We start from the raw sequence: 15099 nt of genomic DNA, 5'->3' as shown, positions 1-15099 counted from the left end.
TTTCCAATAAGAAATTCTTATAATCCTCATACATAAAACAAAAACGTTACATTATATAGAATGAGCTATACTATACAATGAAGGGAGGATTTTACAATGTCCATTAATTTTCATGATGCAAATAATAAGTATACGTATGCAAGTCGTAACGCACATATTTCATGGCAGGAAACAATAAACAATATTGTAGATGTGCAAAATAAACAAGTAATTGATATAGGTTGTGGTGGTGGCATTTACACGAAAGAACTTGCTCTTATGGGAGCCAAAAGTGTTGTTGGGCTTGATTTTTCAAAAGAAATATTACAAGCTGCAAAAGAAAATTGTAACGGCTTCCCAAACATTTCATTCATTCACGGTGATGCACATAATATCTCATTCCCTAATGAAACATTCGACCTTGTCATTTCTCGTGCAGTCATTCATCATTTGCATGATATTCCCACATTTATACGAGAGGCTTCTCGCATATTAAAAAAAGACGGTATACTTATTTTACAAGACCGAACTATTGAAGATTGTACAATTCCAGGAAGTCCTGAACACCTTCGTGGATATTTTTTCTCTGTCTTTCCAAAACTCATTGAAACAGAAGCGAAAAGAAGACCAAAAACCACTACTATTCAGCAAGAATTACAACAATATTCTCTTCAAGCGTTCCCCACACAAACACAATGGGAAGTACGAAAAGTACATGATTCTGTAGAGGCTTTGCTACAAGATTTATCTCCTCGAACAGGCCGATCCATTCTATATGAACTAACAGATAATGAACTTTCTCAACTTCTACATCATATCCAAACGGCATTACAAAACGTCTCTCCTATCATCGAAAGAGATCGTTGGACCATTTGGAGCGCGAAAAAATTGTAAGGAAGGAAGCCTCACAAAGTAATGTGAGGCTTCCTTCTTTCATAATCTAATTTTACAACACTCTTGATATCCTCCACTCCTGGCCTGTGCACTTCCACACTTCGGACATACTAAATATCTAGACTGATTTGTCAACAAACTACCTTTTTGAAAGAGTAAAACTTCTGCTTGTTTAAACGAACGCGAATAATATAACCACATAAAACCAATTATAGCAATAATGCCAAATAATACTCCCATCGCAAGCATTTCAGTCACCTCTTTTGGTTTGTTCTTTCCAGCAAGTGGATTGTTGTATTATTCTCTGCAAATTCAAACAATTCCTTCCTTACTCCTATAAATATCGATTTTCTCCATAAAATTTACAATTCTCTATAATGTTTTACAGCATTTTTACAAATAGTATTAACCCTTATATTCTCAGCTATATTTCTACAGGAAAGTGTATTTCCCAAAAAATATGTTGACTTTCTAAAAAAAACATGTGAAAATACTGTCAGAATACTTGAATTAAAATTCATTGACGAGAACGAGTACGTTATAGGACTGTTCCCCAGAGAGTTGGCGATTTGCTGAAAGCCAACGTTCAGTGCTTAACCGAAAATCATCTCCGAGAAGTAGAACCGAATGCTAAAGTAAGTTCTTACCGGATGTCCCCCGTTACAAGGAACACGTATCATGTTGTACGTTGCAAAGCCGTATACATATAGATTTATTTCTACATGTATAAATTAGGGTGGTATCGCGGGTAAATATAACTCGTCCCTTTCTTTAGGGACGAGTTTTTTGTGTTCTTACAATGAATTTACAAAAAAGGAGGAAAAACAATGAACACTGTATCAAAAAAACATGTTTTTTTCACAGGCCTTATGCTATTTTCTTTATTTTTTGGGGCAGGAAATTTAATTTTCCCTCCAATGCTTGGACAAAATGCTGGTGAAAACTTTTGGCCAGCAATGATTGGTTTTTTACTAACAGGAGTCGGCTTACCACTACTTACTGTTATCGCTATTTCTCTATCAGGAAATGGAATGCAACAACTTGCAAGTCATGTTCACCCATTATTCGGAATATTCTTTACGGTAGTTGTATACATTGCAATCGGTCCATCTATGGGCATCCCACGTGTTGCTAATGTCGCTTATGAAATGGGGGTTAGTTCTTTCTTACCAGAAACTATTCGCTCTAGCAGCCTAGTGCTATTTTTATACACAGTCATCTTCTTTTCTATCGTATTTTGGCTTAGTTTAAACCCTTCTAAGCTCGTCGATCGTATCGGAAGTGTATTAACACCTATTTTATTACTCTCTATTTTTTTATTATTCGTTAAGAGTGTATTTACACCCCTCGGGCAATCTGGACCAGCCATGCAAGAGTATCAAACTTCTCCAATTTTCAAAGGTTTTATGGAAGGATACTTAACGATGGATACCATTTCAGCACTTGCATTTGGGATTATCGTTGTAAATGCAATTCGCTCAAAAGGTGTGAGTGATCGTAAATCAATTGCCATCGCTACAGCAAAAGCAGGACTTATTGCCGCTACTGGTCTCGTACTTGTATATGGTGCACTTGGCTGGCTCGGTACAACTAGTGTCTCTCTCGGATACGCAAAAAATGGAGGACAGCTACTTACCGTTATCGTACAACAATTATTCGGTCCATATGGTCTAATTCTGTTATCTCTTATCGTTACACTTGCTTGCTTAACAACATGCGTTGGACTTGTATCTGCGTGCAGTCAATACTTCTCAACATTATTGACAAAATTTTCATACAAAATGTTAGCAAGTGTCATTTGCTTGTTAGGATTATTAGTTGCCAACTTAGGTTTAACAAAAATTATCGCCATCTCTGTTCCTATTTTACTTGTTGTATATCCAGTTGCAATTGTACTCGTGTTATTATCATTACTTCATAAATATTTCGGTGGCTATCGATCTGTTTATGTATGTGCTTTAATCGGAACAGCAATTGTTAGCGTTTTTGACGGATTAAAACAAGGGAATATTCCTGTTTCATTTATCACATCTTATTTTGAGTTTATTCCATTATATAATGAAGGAATTGGCTGGTTAGTACCAGCGTTAGTTGGGGCTATTATCGGTTTTGCTATCGCAAAATTAAGTCGCGCCAAAGCAGTACCATTAACGGATCATTCACCTGAATCGAAAGTATCATAAAAAAACTCCCATTTCGGGAGTTTTTTACATTTGATAAGAAGTATGATTAAAGCTACTTACTTTATAAGCTTTCGTATAGTAATCAATATTCGTATCCACTGTTTCTACTTTTACAACATCATAGCAATCTTCTTGCTTCACTAGAAATAAATAATATTCTTCTGTCGCCTCAATAATTGCAATACGATCTGTTTCAATATCATATTGTTCACAAAGTGCTTGCAACGCATTCACATAGTTACCTAATTTTTTCGTTTCATCCATTCCAAATATCGTTTGAACTAACATACACTCTCTCCCCTTTGTATGTACTGTTAACACCTTAATGATAACGCTTACATAAATAACCGTCAATAAAAAGCTTTGACCATATATAGTCAAAGCTTCCTTCTTATTTCGTCAATTGGTGTCTAAACGCATAAATAACCGCCTGTGTCCGGTCACTTACATTTAGCTTATTTAATATATTACTCACATGTGTCTTTACTGTTTTAAGGGCAATAAACAACTCATCTGCAATCTCTTGATTACTTTTCCCCTCTGCAATTAATAACAAAATTTCAGACTCTCTTTCTGTTAACTCCTCATGCAAAGGTTGTTCTTTCTTTTGACGCATACGAGACATCATTTTGCCAGTAACTTTCGGCTCTAATACCGTTTCCCCATCATAAGTAGCTCTTACAGCATCTGCAATATCACTCGCTCTTGATGTTTTTAATAAATAACTTGTCGCCCCCGCCTCAATAACAGGATATAACTTTTCATCATCTAAAAAGCTCGTGACAACTACAATTTTCGCTTCTGGCCATTCTTGAATAATAGCACGTGTCGCTTCAACCCCATCCATCTCATCCATAACAAGGTCCATTAAAATAATATCCGGTCTTAATTGCAAAGCTAACTCTGAACCTTTTCTTCCATTTTCAGCTTCTCCAACTACTTCAATATCTGGCTGCGTTGATAAATATGCTGATACACCCATTCGAACCATTTCATGATCATCAACTAGTAATACTTTTATCATGATTCTCCCCCTCTCTCAATCATAATAGGTACTTTCACTTCTATTTGCGTACCTTTATTCGGAAAACTAAGAACTTTTAATGTACCACCAATTTCATGAACTCGCTCTTGCATTGACCTTAAACCGTATGAACCAGCCTTATTAACACCAACTTTAAACCCAACACCGTCATCAATAATTTTCAAAATCGCATATTGATCAATTTTCCGAAGGCGTACTTCGGTTTTCTTTGCCTTCGCATGCCGTAAAGTATTAGACAGCGCCTCTTGTACAATACGGAATAAATGATCCTCTACACCTTTTTTTAATTGAATCGGTTCAATTAACCATTCAATTTTCATATGTTGCTTTCTAGACAGTTCTGTTAATAATTCTTCTATACCCTCTGTTAGTTTCTTACCTTCTAACTGCACTGGGCGTAAATGAAGGAGCAATGCTCTCATTTCTGATTGTGCATTTACAACCATATTCTCAACAAGCTGCAACTGTTTTTTCGTCGTGTCTGGAATTTCAGCTGCTTGCTCATTAATGGCTGACATCATCATCGACATTGCAAAAAGCTGCTGACTTACAGAATCGTGCAGCTCTCTCGCTAATCGATGCCTTTCTTGAGAAATCGCTTCTTGTCTCATCTCTTCATTCCAATGGGCTCGTTCATTCGTTACTTTTTGAAATAGCCCAGCTTGCTCCTCTAAACGACGAGCAAGACCAATTACTTTTCGTTCCACTTCATGAAATTCATCGTCCGCAGTAAATGAAACATCACTCGGAAAATTCCCTCGCTCTACTTCAAATAGAAAAGTATTTAATCCTTGTATACGCTGTTCTATATAATAACCGATTGCATATCCTACAATTCCTCCGATAAGAAGACTCGTACTCATAATAAACAAGCCAATTGGAACAGAAGCAATGGATTCTTTCCAGAGTAAATCATAAACTTGTTGCTCGCTTTTCCATACATATACAATTGTACAAATAAGTGCGATACTCACAGAGGACAACATAGAATAACGAATATACATCCACGAAATATTCCTTTGTTTTTTCATTATACTTTCCTCACTTCCGTATCGCCTACGACAAGCGAAGAAATAATTTTAATACGACGAGGGGCTTCTTTATACTGTTCTGTTCTAAACGTAACATTACGGTTAAATCCAGTTTCTTCGTGTCCTGGCAGGAGCACTCGCCCAACAATAACAGAATGATTTAAAGACAATTCAATATCATATGGTACATATAAGCGAATATTACCAATGACGCCCCGAATCACAATAACCGTTTCTCCCTCTGGAATCATAGCAGTTGTTAAATCAATCTCGACGTCACAAGCACCATATTGGACGTTAATATCCTCTATTTCATAAATATGATCCATCATTCGTACATTACCTACAAACATATTTTTTATATACGGTTCTGTACGATATATTTGTTTTTCTTCATTTATATATCCTTTTTCTTTAATTTCAACTTTCATTGCTTTTTGCCGATGTCCTTGTTGAATAAGTTGATAACCAATTAAAGCTAAACAAGCAAACACAACAAGTACGAATGCCGCTGATGAAAATAAGAAGAATAAGAAGACAATACCACCGACAAATAAAAATACATTCCCTCTTACATAACGGTTCTTCTTTCGATAATGTCTTCCAAACATAATCATAATAAATGCAAATATTAGACCACCTGGTTCAAAATGTCCAAGTATCATATCAAGAAAAAGACCGAATCCAAATATGATGAGGAGCATCCCCATAAATTGTGTTTTTGAAAATTGCTTCTTCATTTCAGCTCCCCCCTCCTTGTCACATATACATAGAAGAAAAGGCATTGCTTTCCAACACCTTTTCTCCTATCACTATATCATAAGCCTGTTTTATTATATACTACAATTATTTTGTTACTTCTTTCGTTAACGATACTTCATTTTTCTCTTTCATTTCACTCTCTAGTTTTGCAATTTTCATATCAAATGTATCACGCTCATGCTCTTCATTTATACGAAGCTCTATGTCACGAATGTGATCTTCAATTTCTTCGAATCGTAAGAACGGATTATTTTCATCCATTTTATGCATAGCAGTATTCATACGGCGGTTTGCATGCGCCATATTTTCACGGGCCATTAATTCCATACGCTTTGCGTTCATTTCTTTTAATTTATTTTTCATTTCTGAAAGACGACGCTCTAACTCATCAATTTGCTCTACAACACCAGCATACATTTCTTCTAAGCGAGTTACTTGCCCTTCATAATACGCTACTTCTTCTAATGCACGTTCATGCAATTGCAATTCGCCTGCTTCTTGTGCGATGATAGCTTGCTTTGATCTTTTATTAACGAAATAACGTGCTTGCTCAAGCTCACGAGCGAAGTTAGATTTTAATGTTTTATGACGTTGAATTAACTTCTCAATTTTTGTTATTTCACGCTCACTATCGCGTAAATATTGGTTTAACATAGCAATTGGATTTTTTCTTTCTTTCTCATCTAACACATTATGAAAATCAGCTAAAATTGCATCGCGTACACGTCCGAATAAAGATTGTTTCATTATAATCTTCCTCTCTTCTACTTTATAATTTGATTTATTTTATATTAGTTTTTCATTAACTTGTTCCACTCATCTTCAAAGTTGCTATATGGTTTAGCACTTTCTGGAGCAGAATCAACAACTACATTTTTTCCTTTTTTCCACTCACGGTATCCGTAGTATAAAACTACTAATGCTGCGATACCGATTAATGCTGGGGAATGAGAAAGTGCAATGGACAAACCGATTAAACCAACAATACCCCAAGCTAACTTTCCAAAGAATGATTTAGCTCGCACAAATGATTTATAGCTCCAGTACACAACTCCTGCTCCAATGGCGAATCCTACAATACCAGCAAGACTACCAAGAGCAATTAAAGCCAAAATACCGGCTGCGATAAACGCTAGAAATTGTTTCATCTTGTGCTTGCCTCCCTTCGATTTGATACTCTTATCTTAACTATTTTTTCATTTTTTCATAACGAGCTTAAGAACTGTTTTCGACTCAGACTTAAGACTGAGTTGCATTCAGCCTTTTGCAAAACGAACATGTATGCGATGCGTATAGATACAGAAAAATTCTTATTCAATAACGGATGAAAATCTCAACTTGCGCGTCCAAAAAATTAGCAATACATACAAACGTTTATTAAATTACATTAAATATATTATTAAGAAAATTATGTTAAAATAAATCAGAAGGCTACATTTAAATTAAAGGGGATATATCATGAATTTACACATTACGAAAGAAATCAATACCGCCGCTAAAAACTATATAAACAATCAGCTTTATGAATATAATTTAAAGCACTTTCCATCTGATTTAAGAGACAGATACTTAGAGATTCATTTATTTCTTAAGGATGAAAATGGTAAAATATGCGGGGGGATATTAGGTGAAGTCTGTTGGAATTGGTTAGAGATTCACTCTTTTATCATCGATGAAGATATACGTGCATTAGGGTATGGAACTAAACTGTTATTAGAAGTAGAAAAAATCGCTTTAGAAAGAAATTGTGATTTTATAAAAGTTGACACTTTAAGCTTTCAAGCATTAGATTTCTATAAAAAATATGGTTATAAAGAGTATGGTATCCTCGATAACGTAGGAAGAGATTATAAACACTACTATTTGAAAAAGGATTTATAAATAATAAAAAACGCTCAGAGAATGTTCTCCGAGCGTTTTCAACTGCTAATAATAAATGTCTCTTTATGTTATGCAGTTTTATGATACTCTTTTTTTTCCGCCACTTTAGAAAATCTCGGGAAACCAATTAATATAGAAATGATTCCACATACTCCAACTAAAATTGGATAAAATGCATATGGTAACAATTCGACCGGAGATAACGCAGCAAATCCTGCCGCTGTTAACATTTGAGCACCATATGGGATTAGCCCCTGTACACAGCAAGAGAAAAGATCCAGTACACTCGCTGATTTACGGGGATCAATTTCATACTGATCCGCAATTTTTTTCGCAAGCGGACCTGTAAAAATGATAGAGATTGTATTGTTTGCTGTACACACATTCGTCATACTCACTAAGCCAGCAATACCAAACTCCGCTCCTTTTTTCGAACGAATATTACGTGTTAAAAGATTCATTAAATATTGAATGCCACCATTATACTGGATAAGTTCAACCATACCACCGATTAAAATGGCAAGTAACACTAACTCCATCATACCGCCCATTCCAGTCGTTACACTTTTAAAGAAACTCTCTAACGTATAACTTCCATCTATAAGACCGATAACACCAGATAGTACAGTTCCACCAGTTAATACAATAAGTACATTCCAGCCAAGTAGTGCTGTAATAAGTACTCCTGCATACGGTAAAATCTTTATCCAGTCAAAACTATGGGCTTTAACTTGCGTATCACTTCCTAAAGTAATTATTACTAATAGTACAATTGTAATAATAGCGGCTGGTAATACAATTAAAAAGTTCGTTTTAAACTTATCTTTCATTTCTGTTCCTTGTGAACGAACAGCAGCAATTGTTGTATCTGAAATAAATGATAAATTATCACCAAACATCGCTCCGCCCACAACAGTAGCCATCGTAAGTGCAATTGAGATATCTGTTTGCCCACTAATACCTACAGCAATCGGTGCTAATGCAGCAATTGTTCCCATTGAAGTTCCCATCGCTAATGAAATAAATGCCCCTATAACAAAAATTCCAGCAACGATAAATCCTTGGGGTAAAATAGATAACGCTAAGTTAACAGTGGAATCAACTCCGCCCATTCCTTTTGCTGTTTCAGAAAACGCCCCTGCAAGTACAAAAATCAGAACCATGATCATAATATCAGGGTTTCCTGCACCTTTAGCAAATCGTTCTACTTTCACATTAAAGCTTTCCTTACGATTCATCACTAAAGCAATTCCTACAGCAATCATAATCGCTACGAGTATCGGCAATTTATAGAAATCACCTGTAATAATCCCAGAACCAATAAATAGCGCCAAAAATATTCCAAGTGGTAATAAAGCTAAACCATTTCCTCTCGTTTCTTTCAAAGTATCATCTCTCCCTAGTTTTCAACCTTTTCTAATTAACAACAAAAGACCTCTTCCGACGAGAAGAGGTCTTATACATCTATAAGAAACACTCTTCTCATTTTTCAAGCACACGCTTGCTGGATTTGGCACAGCACTCTGAAATCGAGTCCGCTGCCGAGGCATCGTAGGGCCAGTCCCTCCGCCTCTCTTTATAAGAAGGTTTCATATTTATTTTTTAATAATAATTTCTTTCCTAACTTTACTCGCTTACAAAACAAAAGTCAATTATTTTTTGTATAGATTTTTTTGGTAATTATGCAAAAATATGAATAAACCAATCATTTTAACTTTTCGATTTCTTTATCCAATATTGAGATCCAATAAAATTTTCTATTTTTTATCGTCGCGATAATCCATTTTGTTGTATTCCATGCTAACTCATATTCTTCTTTTGTAACATCACCAATTTTATAGGCATCCTCTAACTCGTCTTCATCCAGTACATAGATCTCACCGTTCGGTAACAATACTACATCTAAATATAAATCATCAAAATAAGGTAAACCACGCTCGTCTATTTTATATTCTTTCGTCACGTCGATATAATATTGTACTAATTGTTTTTGATTGTCTAACATAGCTGTAATTGCAAAGTTTTCCCCGTTTATAAAATATTGCATCCATGTATACCCATCACCTGCAATGCAAAGCTGTTTACCATTGTATTCTTTATAACTAGGTTCTCTCACCTTTTTTATGTCCAGTATTCCTAACATTCCATCCTCTACTTGCTTAACCCTATAATCCTTCTCTATTAGTCGCTTCCACGAAGAACCGTCACCATATTTACGTTTCATTACGTCCGCTCCTCTTCTATATATAGAAAAGCCCCCACATATTATGTGAGAGCTTGTTCATATTATAATTAAGCTGCTTGACCCTTTTCAGATATCTCTTTTAAATAGGCTTGTCCTTTTTCAGCGTCATATTGACCTTCCCACTTAGACATAACTACAGCCGCTAAAGAGTTACCTACAACGTTAACTGCTGTACGAGCCATATCAAGAATACGGTCAATACCTGCAATAAACGCTAAACCTTCAGCTGGAATACCTACTGTACCAAGTGTTGCTAATAATACAACGAATGATACGCCCGGTACACCCGCGATACCTTTTGATGTAACCATTAATACAAGTAATAACGTAATTTGTTGTGTAATGGATAATTCAATACCGTACATTTGCGCTAAGAAAATTGCCGCAATTGCTTGATATAAAGTTGATCCATCTAAGTTAAATGAATAACCTGTTGGAATAACGAAAGATGTAATTGCTTTCGGACAACCGAATTTCTCCATTTTCTCCATAATTTTCGGTAAAACCGTTTCTGAACTTGCTGTAGAATACGCTAAGATCAGCTCGTCTTTTAAAATCTTAAAGAATTGGAAAATGTTTATTCCAAATATTTTCGCTGTAAGTCCTAATACAACTACAACGAAGAAGATCATTGCTCCGTATACTACAATGAGTAATTTCCCTAATGGAATTAATGAAGCTAATCCGAATGTAGAAACTGTAACACCAATTAATGCGAATACACCAAATGGTGCAAACTTCATAACTTGGTTCGTTACATAAAACATTGCATCTGCTACACCTTGGAAAAATTGCAGAACTGGTTTACCACGCTCACCAATTGCTGCTACACCTAAACCAAATAATACTGAGAAGAAGATAATAGCAAGCATATCACCTTCAGCTAATGATTTCATAATGTTCGTCGGAACAATATTTACAAACGTATCCGCGAACGAATGACTTTGTACTTGCTCTGTCGTATGTGTATATTTAGAAATATCTGTTTTTGTTAACTTATCCATATCAACGCCTTTTCCAGGTTGGAAAATGTTTGCTATTAATAAACCAACAACAATTGCAAGTGTTGTAATAATTTCAAAGTAAATAATTGTTTTTCCGCCTAGTCGACCTAACTTTTTAATATCGCCAACACCAGCAACCCCAACAACAATACTCGCTACAACAATCGGTACAACAATCATCTTAATTAATCGGATGAAAATATCACCAATTGGTTGTAAGTACTTCACCACTTCCTGATTGCCAAAGAAAATCGCCCCAACTGTAATACCAAGCGCAAGTCCTATTAAAATTTGCCATGCAAGTCCTATTCTTTTCATACTTGTGGTAACCCCCTCTTCGATGTGTCACTCTATCTCTCATTCTATCTCTATAAAACTTGAAATTAAGAGTATTACATATTATTCGACAATTCACTACATTTTGTCCCTGTTGAAAATCATAAATCAAAATTTAAAATCTGACAACAAAATAAGTTTGCACGAATGCAAATAATTTTCTTGACAAAAACAAACTCCATGTCAGAAAACCTCACATGAAATCGATTCCTTACTAGTGATTAATAGGTTTTTAAAATACTGTTTCATTATGGAAAACTCCATCATTTTCCATGTTTTTTTAAAAAATATAGAAATTGATATCTTTTTCTATACATTCAAGAATTTTAAATTTATGACAAACACTACGAAAAGATACTAAATTCCGACAAAACTTAGCAAAATTATAAAATTTTCTTTACATTATGATTACAACGATAGACACTCTTCTTCTTATGATATATAACATTCATAGGGAAAGGAGCAAGACAACCATGAAAAAGAAATTTGCAGCATTTAGTGTTTTAGCAACTGGAACGATTTTCGTTTCCCCGTTACTTTCACCCGTATACGCTGAAACGAATGAGAATAAATTATCTAATATTCAATCCGAATTAGAAGGCAAACAAAATGACTTACAAAATAAATCAGCTGAGAAAGAACAAATAGAAAAAGAAATCCAGGAATTACAAAAGAAAATCGACGAATTAACTACTTCTATTAATAAAAACGAAGCTGAATTAAACGATACAAAAAAAGAAATTAGCAACACACAGCAAGTTATTACTGAAAAAAAGAAACATATAGAGCAATTACAAACGAACATAGATACACGGCAGGAAGTTATTAAACAACGACTACAATCTATGCAAGAAAAGCCTCGTACGAGTATCATTACAGAAGTAATAACAAGTTCTGCAAATATTGCCGATCTTGTTGATAATATGTATTCTGTAAGTTTAATTTTAAATAGCGATACAGATATTGTGAAAAAGCAAACAAGTGATCAGAATGCTGTGACGACAGAAAAAGAAGCTGTTGAGAAAAAAGAGCAACAATTGAAAGAATCCGAGCAAAAATTAGTACAAAAACAACAAGAGTTACAAAGTAATCAACAACAGCAACAAACTTTTATTAACGATCTACATACGAAAGTAGCAAAAGTAGATTCAGAGATTGAAGGGTTAGAAGAATCAAAAGGCATTTTAGAAAACCAGCGTCAAGCTGTTCAAAAAGCAATTGAAGAAGAAAAACGTGCAGAAGAAGCGCGTAAAGCCGAAGAGGCACGTAAGGCTGAGGAAGCAAAAAAACAAGCCGCCGCAAATGCTAAAGAAAGCACACAATCCGCACCAACACCGCAAGATACGAACAAAGGTGGATTTATTAAACCTGCCGCTGGATCGAAAACTTCAGGATTTGGTACACGTTCTTTAGATAACCATAAAGGAATCGATATCGCAGCTTCAGGAACAGTGCCAATTATTGCCGCTGCAGATGGCGTCGTTATCCGTTCAGAATTATCATCTAGTTACGGAAATGTTGTATACTTATCTCACCGTATAAACGGAAAAACATATACAACTGTATATGCACATATGAGTAGCCGCTCTGTATCTAATGGACAAACTGTAAAACAAGGCACTCAACTTGGCTTTATGGGGAACACTGGCCAATCATACGGACAACATTTACACTTCGAACTTCACCTTGGGGAATGGAATGTTGGTAAGACAAACGCAGTTGATCCGTCTCCTTATATCGGATTATAAAAAACTCGGTGCATACCGAGTTTTTTTTACTACTTCACACTTTTTAGGCGTTTTACATAAACTACAACTAAATGCCTATATTTTGCGGGGTGATAAATATGAATACACAATTACAAGAAGAAATAGAAGAAGCTAGAGAAACATACATTGGCCGGCTATTTACATTCGGCGGCTCAGCGTTATTTTTAATTGGATCATTTATCGCAGTTGTCACAGCTTATAAAGCATATAATCGCTTATTAAATACTTCTACAACACAATAAAAAGACGGAGAATCCACATCTCCGTCTTTTTATTATGCAAACATTTTAAATACGCCTATCGCATTTAAAAATACGATAATTACAGTTACCGGAATAACATAACGAAGTAAGAAGAACCAAATGTTAAATAATGTTTTCCCTTTCGTTTCCGTAACTTCTAATTCTTCCATTAATAACTCTTTACTCATTTTATTTGGTACGAATAGCGAAATGGCTAGCACTCCGAGTGGCAGTAATACATTACTTACCGAAAAATCGACGAAATCAAAGAATGTCTTACCAAATATTTTTACATCACTCATAATTCCAAACGATAACGCTGATGGAATACCAACTGCAAAAATAAGAATACCAATTAATAAAGAAGCTGACGGACGCTTCTTCTCATTATCTTTCGCAACAGATGCTACTACAATTTCAAGCATTGAAATCGCAGATGTTAAAGTCGCAAAGAAGAATAAAACTAAAAACATAATGAAGAAAAATTGTCCAAATGGAATTTTTGCAAAGACAGCAGGAAGAACGATAAACAGTAGCCCTGGTCCTTCTGTCGGTTTAACTCCTAATGCGAAAATCGCTGGGAAAATCGCTAATCCTGCAAGTACTGTAATAAATACAGTTAAACTTACAATAGATGTTGCTGATTTAGCTAAATGCTCTTCTTTCTTTAAATACGAACTATACGTTACCATTACCGAGGCACCTACCGTTAGTGAGAAGAAAGATTGCCCCATCGCATATAAAATCGTATCTGCTGTAAGCTTTGAAAAATCTGGTTTTAAGAAGAACTCTACCCCAGCCATAGCACCATCAAGTGTTAACGCACGAATAATGATAGCAATAAATAAAATGAATAATAGCGGCATCATGTACTTACTTGCTTTTTCTATGCCTTTTTCCACACCTTTACTAACAACAAAAATGGTACAAAGCATAAAGATGAATTGCGCCCCAATCGCACTTACTGGATTTGAAATTGTTTCAGCAAACAATTGTCCATAATCGACTACTCCGTTCCAGAAACTACCTGTGACACTATAGTATAAATAAAGTAAAATCCATCCACCTACAACACTATAAAAAGATAGTACGCTAAAACAAGTAACAACCCCCATACGACCAATCCAAGGATATAACTTGCTATTCGGTACTAATACTTTATAAGCTGTAACGGCCTCTTTTTGAGTACTACGGCCAATAACAAATTCAGCTAAAAGAAGAGGCATACCAATAAATAAAGTTAATAGTAAGAATACAAGGAAGAATGCGCCTCCCCCACCATTACCTGCAACATATGGAAACTTCCATATTGCACCAAGACCTACTGCGGCTCCGGCTGCTGCGAGTACAAAGCCAATTTTCGACGTCCATTGCTGTGTTTCTTTCATCATAAATTCTCCTTTTCTGAATATTATAACTTTTATCAATTATACACTTTCATTTCATACTCGCACACCTCCTTTAGAAAATAAAAAAGTCCCCTACACGCAAATATGCATGTAGAGGACGATATATGTAATAGAATACCGTGGTACCACCTCAATTGGATCAATAAATCCCACTTGTTCAGGTACAGGAAAATTCCGATACCCTATCCTTTTAACGGCGGAACCCGGGTTGCCTACTGCAATGTTCAGCATACCTCTCGCAAGCCCATTCTGTATATTTTATCGTACCGGGCTCACACCTTACCCCAGCTCTCTGAACGCATCAAATATACGTACTCTT

16 protein-coding genes, 1 riboswitch and 2 other annotated features (1 of these 19 running past the window's edge) are annotated in these 15099 nt (G+C 35.4%); of the genes, 5 read left to right on the top strand and 11 right to left on the bottom strand.

The features are described from left to right. Nucleotides 1-96 precede the first annotated feature (96 nt). Entirely contained in the window at nucleotides 97-873 is a 777-nt protein-coding gene (locus MR066_RS06485) for a class I SAM-dependent methyltransferase (RefSeq protein ID WP_002140994.1), read from the top strand. Nucleotides 874-912: 39 nt separating this feature from the next. Here MR066_RS06485 and MR066_RS06480 read toward each other — a convergent pair whose 3' ends face one another. After that, nucleotides 913-1122, bottom strand: a complete 210-nt coding sequence (locus MR066_RS06480; RefSeq protein WP_000880630.1) for a hypothetical protein — start codon at nucleotides 1120-1122, stop codon at nucleotides 913-915. Between the two features lie 262 nt (nucleotides 1123-1384). After that, nucleotides 1385-1643: a binding site (T-box leader), on the top strand. Between the two features lie 57 nt (nucleotides 1644-1700). Here MR066_RS06480 and brnQ3 point away from each other — a divergent pair. Beyond that, a complete protein-coding gene (brnQ3, locus tag MR066_RS06475) occupies nucleotides 1701-3056 on the top strand; it encodes a branched-chain amino acid transport system II carrier protein BrnQ3 (RefSeq protein WP_242246250.1) in 1356 nt (451 codons plus the stop codon). Nucleotides 3057-3080: 24 nt separating this feature from the next. Here brnQ3 and MR066_RS06470 read toward each other — a convergent pair whose 3' ends face one another. From MR066_RS06470 to MR066_RS06445, 6 genes are all read right to left on the bottom strand, one after another. After that, a complete protein-coding gene (locus MR066_RS06470) occupies nucleotides 3081-3437 on the bottom strand; it encodes a DUF3992 domain-containing protein (protein WP_002126339.1) in 357 nt (118 codons plus the stop codon). A gap of 10 nt (nucleotides 3438-3447) precedes the next feature. After that, the gene (locus MR066_RS06465) at nucleotides 3448-4080 is read right to left on the bottom strand and encodes a response regulator (protein WP_000598709.1); all 633 of its coding nucleotides are present in this window, start codon (nucleotides 4078-4080) and stop codon (nucleotides 3448-3450) included. Then, nucleotides 4077-5132: a sensor histidine kinase gene (locus MR066_RS06460; RefSeq protein ID WP_002011673.1), complete on the bottom strand. Its 1056-nt coding sequence runs from the start codon at nucleotides 5130-5132 to the stop codon at nucleotides 4077-4079. The genes MR066_RS06465 and MR066_RS06460 overlap by 4 nt, the downstream gene beginning before the upstream one ends. Further along, entirely contained in the window at nucleotides 5132-5872 is a 741-nt protein-coding gene (gene liaF / locus MR066_RS06455; protein WP_002126337.1) for a cell wall-active antibiotics response protein LiaF, read from the bottom strand. The genes MR066_RS06460 and liaF overlap by 1 nt, the downstream gene beginning before the upstream one ends. Nucleotides 5873-5978: 106 nt before the next feature. Then, complete coding sequence (locus tag MR066_RS06450) at nucleotides 5979-6641, bottom strand: PspA/IM30 family protein (RefSeq protein ID WP_002011675.1); 663 nt, start codon at nucleotides 6639-6641, stop codon at nucleotides 5979-5981. 44 nt (nucleotides 6642-6685) lie between these two features. Continuing rightward, nucleotides 6686-7042 carry a lmo0954 family membrane protein gene (locus MR066_RS06445; RefSeq protein ID WP_002011676.1) on the bottom strand — a complete coding sequence of 119 codons (357 nt, stop codon included), beginning with the start codon at nucleotides 7040-7042 and terminating at the stop codon, nucleotides 6686-6688. Nucleotides 7043-7352: 310 nt separating this feature from the next. On the opposite strand from MR066_RS06445, the gene MR066_RS06440 reads away from it, so the two are divergent. Beyond that, complete coding sequence (locus MR066_RS06440; protein ID WP_002011677.1) at nucleotides 7353-7775, top strand: GNAT family N-acetyltransferase; 423 nt, start codon at nucleotides 7353-7355, stop codon at nucleotides 7773-7775. 68 nt (nucleotides 7776-7843) lie between these two features. Here MR066_RS06440 and MR066_RS06435 read toward each other — a convergent pair whose 3' ends face one another. From MR066_RS06435 to gltP, 3 genes are all read right to left on the bottom strand, one after another. After that, nucleotides 7844-9160 carry a Na+/H+ antiporter NhaC family protein gene (locus tag MR066_RS06435; protein WP_242246249.1) on the bottom strand — a complete coding sequence of 439 codons (1317 nt, stop codon included), beginning with the start codon at nucleotides 9158-9160 and terminating at the stop codon, nucleotides 7844-7846. A gap of 94 nt (nucleotides 9161-9254) precedes the next feature. Then, a riboswitch (SAM riboswitch) is annotated at nucleotides 9255-9360 on the bottom strand. Between the two features lie 120 nt (nucleotides 9361-9480). Then, nucleotides 9481-9999 carry a ribonuclease FAU-1 family protein gene (locus tag MR066_RS06430; protein WP_002030693.1) on the bottom strand — a complete coding sequence of 173 codons (519 nt, stop codon included), beginning with the start codon at nucleotides 9997-9999 and terminating at the stop codon, nucleotides 9481-9483. Nucleotides 10000-10067: 68 nt separating this feature from the next. Then, entirely contained in the window at nucleotides 10068-11342 is a 1275-nt protein-coding gene (gene gltP / locus MR066_RS06425) for a glutamate/aspartate:proton symporter GltP (RefSeq protein WP_002011680.1), read from the bottom strand. Between the two features lie 491 nt (nucleotides 11343-11833). On the opposite strand from gltP, the gene MR066_RS06420 reads away from it, so the two are divergent. Further along, entirely contained in the window at nucleotides 11834-13108 is a 1275-nt protein-coding gene (locus MR066_RS06420; RefSeq protein WP_242246248.1) for a murein hydrolase activator EnvC family protein, read from the top strand. 98 nt (nucleotides 13109-13206) lie between these two features. Continuing rightward, a complete protein-coding gene (locus MR066_RS06415; protein ID WP_003188170.1) occupies nucleotides 13207-13371 on the top strand; it encodes a hypothetical protein in 165 nt (54 codons plus the stop codon). Between the two features lie 32 nt (nucleotides 13372-13403). Here MR066_RS06415 and MR066_RS06410 read toward each other — a convergent pair whose 3' ends face one another. Then, a complete protein-coding gene (locus MR066_RS06410) occupies nucleotides 13404-14759 on the bottom strand; it encodes a sodium-dependent transporter (RefSeq protein WP_242246247.1) in 1356 nt (451 codons plus the stop codon). Nucleotides 14760-14870: 111 nt separating this feature from the next. After that, nucleotides 14871-15099 (bottom strand) — a binding site (T-box leader); it runs 18 nt beyond the window's last position.

The organism is Bacillus cereus group sp. BfR-BA-01523, from assembly GCF_022662615.1.
In the GTDB taxonomy this organism is placed as follows: domain Bacteria; phylum Bacillota; class Bacilli; order Bacillales; family Bacillaceae_G; genus Bacillus_A; species Bacillus_A mycoides.
This window is presented reverse-complemented; position numbering and strand designations above follow the sequence as displayed.